2 protein-coding genes are annotated in these 4,911 nt (G+C 39.4%); both read right to left on the reverse strand.

The window, feature by feature from the left end:
* Window positions 1-593: 593 nt before the first annotated feature.
* A complete protein-coding gene (locus AACL61_RS07030) occupies window positions 594-3,695 on the reverse strand; it encodes an AAA family ATPase (protein WP_339111175.1) in 3,102 nt (1,033 codons plus the stop codon).
* A 1-nt stretch (window position 3,696) separates the two neighbouring features.
* Window positions 3,697-4,815, reverse strand: a complete 1,119-nt coding sequence (locus AACL61_RS07035; protein ID WP_339111176.1) for an exonuclease SbcCD subunit D — start codon at window positions 4,813-4,815, stop codon at window positions 3,697-3,699.
* Between the last annotated feature and the right edge of the window lie 96 nt (window positions 4,816-4,911).

Below are 4,911 nucleotides of genomic sequence, written 5' to 3' on the forward strand. Positions count from 1 at the left end.
ATAGGTCATTTGTGATTGCCTTTCTTTTGATTAGGGATACTCAAAAGTCTATCACAAATGGCTTTTTATTTTTTCTAACTTAATTTTACAAACGGCGTTATAAAAAAAGCTAAGAAAAATTTCCTAGCTTTTTAAGTGAAGGCCTATTAGACTGTGGAAGATAATATGGAGTTAAAGAGCATTAAATGCATTTTTAGGCCTTCACTTAAATATATACGTAAAAAGATAACATTTGCACTTTTTATTTAAAACCGCGAAAAATAAAGATCTCCTACCTGGTGGTTCGTAAAAGAGCAGATAAGAGATCTTTACATTGAGATTTGTGGGAGAAGAAAGAGAGCAAGACAAGAGTCGATTTTAACCATGAAAGCAACTCGACTCATATCCCGGCTCCCATTAGGAAAAGTGACTTACAAATGAAGACAGTAAATAATGGGGAAAGGAGTTTATGAACGAACAAGTCTTCATCTCGCAAATCACCTCCCCTATATATTTATATACGAAAAAAACTAATTTTTGCACTTTTTATTTTTAACTTTTTTATTTAATTTCATCATTTCAGATTTAAATACTATTTAAATACTATTTTAAGCTTATATTTCATGCTGGTATGAGACATAACTACGGCCATTTCGTGATCGAACAATTAATTGATCTGGAATCTGTTCTTCCAGTTCAGTGATATGACTGATAATTCCAATCATCCGGTGACCTTCGAGTTCTTGAAGGGAATGAAGAGCATCTTCAAGAGCTTGTTGATCAAGGGAACCAAATCCTTCATCGATAAAGAGCGCATCAATCTTAATTCCCCCACTTTGCTCTTGAACAATCTGACAAAGAGCTAAAGCAAGGGCAAGTGAAGCCATAAAACTTTCACCACCAGAAAGTGTTCGGGCACTTCGCGTTCTGCCGGCATTATCATCATATACATTAACTTCAAGCCCACTCCACTTGGCACCAGGCCCATGACTTTCCGTTGCTAATTCAAACTGGTAGCGGCCATTAGTTAATCGTTCTAACTGAACATTGGCTGCTACTAAGACATCTTGAAAATATGCCTGTAATACATACCGTTCTAAGCTAACATGATTTTCGGTATTCCCAGTCACGACGTCTGTTAATGTTTGTAATTCATTAATTTCTTGATCAAGTTTTCCTGTTTTTTCAACTACCTTAATAATCTTTTGATCTGTTTTTGCTAATTGCTTATACTGAGCAGTTAACTGACCCATTTCTTGCTGATATTGCCGAAGTTGTTCACGCTCAGTATTAAGTTTGGTCTGCGTTGACGTAATATCTGGCATGGGATGATTATTGATGGCCTTAGTCAACCGCTCTTGTTGGGACTGATTATCCTGGACTTGATTCTCAAAGGTCATTACCTGTTCACGTAATGATGACAATGTTGCTACTTGTTCACTAGCTTCTTGCCAGAAATTCCATTTAAGCTGGAGATCATATTGTGCTAAAAGGTTCACAAGATATTGGTGTAAGTTATCTTGTTGCGTCGTTTGGGTGACAAGTTCTTCTTTAGTCTGATCGATCCGACTATTTGTCCCTGCTAATTTTTCGGCATTTTCTTGTCGTTGTTGTTGTAATGATTCAAGCTGGCTATTAAAGGCTTTGATCTTTAGTTGATCAGTTTGAATTTGCTTGTCAGCAACTTCTTTAGTAGGAAATTTTGCTGGTAAAGCGGCTGTTTTTTCTTTCAGAATAGTTTGCTTGGCGATTAAATCCTGTTTGCAGCGGTTCACACTTTCGTCTATTTTATCTAATTTTTCTTGAGAGAACTTGGATTCCTGTTGCAATTTTTCCTCTTCTTGGCGCCATTGTTTAACCTGTTGTTCTATTCTATCGAGGTCAGTTTTCATTTCTGCTAGTTTTTGAGCGTGATTTTCGATTTGTCCTTCCCAATCCTGCGGTAATTCATCATCCCCTAGCAGTTCAGCTAAATATGCCTGCTGAGTTTCTAACTGTGTCGTTAAGTCCGCAATTTTGGCAGCGCTTTGGCGAACTTGTTCTTTTAACTGGTCAAGCGTACTACGGTTTTGTTGAGCTTTAACGGTTGCTGCTTTAACTTGTGCTTCCGTTACCAACTCACCATCATCTGCTAAATTTGCTGGATGGGGATGGTCAAGTGATCCACAAATTGGGCAAGGGGTGGCCGGCTTTAATTTTTGAGCAAGAATGGCAATTTGGTGACGGGCAAAGCGATCATTCAAGTCATCCAATCTACTTTGCGATTTTTGAACGAGTTTTTCAGCATCCCCCTGCTTTTGCTCTAATTTCGCGCAATTTTCCTTTTCAGATAAAAGATTTGTTTCTAATTGCTTTAGATCTTTTCCAGCAGTCGTTAATTTTTCCTGAAGGGCTTCATTTTTTGCTAGTTGAACTTGAACTTCCCCCAAGTTTTCATGCTCTTTTAAATTATTAGCAATAACCGTCAATTGCTGTTGAGCGTCTTGCAACTTCTTCTGGGAAGCAGCTTGCTGTTTTTCCTGCTGTTTTAAGTTTGTTTGTAGTTCATCGACAGTTGATCTTAGTTTATCTCGATCATCGAATAATGGTAGTTTATTCGTCAAGTCGGCGGCCTCTGTTTGAAGCTGATCAATCTCTTCTTGCTGCTTGCTCGTTTGCTGCAATTCAGTTTCAATTACTCGCTGTTGCTTTTGAAAGCTGAACAGATCCTCATGGAGAATTTTATTGTCCGCTGTTAATTTTTGGAGACGCTTTTCGCCATCTTTCCACCGTTGATATTCTGTCTGGTGTTCTTGGTACCAGTCAAGGATTTTTACTTGTTGCTTTGTTTCTTGGATCTTTTCAGCTTGAGCTTGAAGTCTTTCTCCAGCCTTGATAAGTTCAGCTAACTCCTCAATATTCTTCTTCAACTCTTGCTCAGTATGAAGTTGGGAATCAAGCTGATCAACTTTCTTTTGCTGTTGCTGCTCATCATTGCCCAAACGTTCAAGATTAGCCTTTAGTCGGGCTAAGTATTTTTTTGCTTCTACTAACCATTCTTTAGTTGTTAATTGCGCATCAATCTCGGTTACTGTTTCCTTTAATGATTGAAGTTTTGTTTCTTGGGTCGTCAATGACTTCTTCTGTTCACGCAAATCATTTTTTAATTGCGTTGCCCACTGCTCATAACGGGACGTATTAAAGAGGTCCCGTAGAAGTGCTTCCTTCGTATTGCTATCTGAATCAAGAAACTGCCGAAACTTTCCTTGAGGGAGAAGGACAATCTGCTTAAATTGATCGCGGGTCAGGTTGAGCAGGTCAGTAATAAACGTGTCTGCTTCCTTGATCTTAGTGATTTCATGGGGATGGTCACTTTCAAGTGGGTAGATAAGGTCAACGGCTTGATTATGTTCAACCAAATTGCCGCGACGTCCCTTTAAAACCTGTTTAGGACGACGCATAATTTGATATTTAAGATCTTGGTGTTCAAAGGTAAACTTCACCATTGTTTCTTGGTCAGCTGGTGCAAAATCAGAACGTAAAGCAGCTGCCGACCGATCACGATCATTGGTTGTTTGACCAAAAAGTGCATAACACATCGCATCAAAAATCGTGGTCTTCCCCGCACCAGTATTCCCTGCTACCAGAAATAAGGAACGATCTGTGAACTGCGTAAAGTCAATCACTTGACGCTCATACGGCCCAAAGTAATGTAGTTCAATCGTTAATGGACGCATCCTATTCTTCCCCTTTCATAATTTGAGTCAAGGCCTTTTCTGCCCATTTCTTTTGGCGGTCAGTTAAATCATTTCCCATCGTTTGGGAATAAAAATCCGCAAGCAAATCAAGGGGCGATTCCTGAGCACGCTTTTTACTAAGGTTGAGTTGAACCTGCTTGGCCTGATGTGTCCGGTGAAGGCTGACAATCTTCGGATAATATTCGCGTAACTTGTTTAGCACATCGGGAATTCGTTCTTGGTCGGTCAATTCAATGTCATAAAAATCGTCCCGTAATGCTTCTTCAGGTTTTTTAGCCAGTTCAGCAAAGCTCCCTTTCAAAAGGTGAATATCATGAACTGGCGATAGTGGAACCCACTCGGCCTTAAAAGGTGCTGTATCAACAATCCAGACGCCCTTTTCTTGCTTGGCTTCCGATACTGAAAATTTCATTGGGGAGCCACTGTACCTAACTTTTTCGTCATTTAAAGCGTTGCGATTATGAAGGTGACCAAGAGCAACATAATCAAAGGGAGCTAAAACATCTGTCGTGACCGCATTTAATCCGCCAACCTCAATCAAAGTTTCAGAATCCGCCGTTCGCTTACTTCCAGCCGCAAAGAAATGGGCGACAAGGACATGTCTTTTATCAGGAGCAAAATACTTTTCCATCTCAGTTGTAATCCGCGCCATCGCATCATTGACATTTTTAATCTTGTCATCATTAAAATAGTTGCGAACTTCTTGAATCCCAAAGAATGGCAATAAGAAAAATTGGGTATCCTTGATTGTGACCGGGGTAAAAGCATCATTAATGTTAGTATTTAAGAAAAATGACTGGTAAGCAAACCAATCAGTCCCCGTACTTAAACGGACCGCTGAATCATGGTTCCCACTGATTGCCAGTAAAGGAAAATGATCAATCAAGTTTAATTCTTGCAGCATCTGGTTTAAGAGTTTAACCGCTGCTTCATTGGGCACGGACCGATCATATAAATCCCCGGCAATCACTATCGCATCAACTTGCTGGCCTTTGGCAATTGCTTCAATCTGCTTAAAGGTTGCTAGCTGATCATCAAGCAAGCTAAAATCGTTTAAGGTCTTGCCAATATGCCAATCAGCCGTATGTAAAAAACGCATAAATTCCTCCTGAAAATAGTGTCTCTAATATTATATATATGCAAAAAATCGTTAAATCCACTTAAAATCTTGCATTTTAATCGAGTAGGAGATAAT

This window comes from Limosilactobacillus reuteri subsp. porcinus (assembly GCF_036621895.1).
In the GTDB taxonomy this organism is placed as follows: Bacteria; Bacillota; Bacilli; order Lactobacillales; family Lactobacillaceae; genus Limosilactobacillus; species Limosilactobacillus reuteri_J.

Coding starts and splice junctions, on each gene's coding strand:
- AACL61_RS07030 (WP_339111175.1), bottom strand. CDS start 3,695: ATGCGTCCATTAACGATTGAACTACATTACTTTGGGCCGTATGAGCGT.
- AACL61_RS07035 (WP_339111176.1), bottom strand. CDS start 4,815: ATGCGTTTTTTACATACGGCTGATTGGCATATTGGCAAGACCTTAAAC.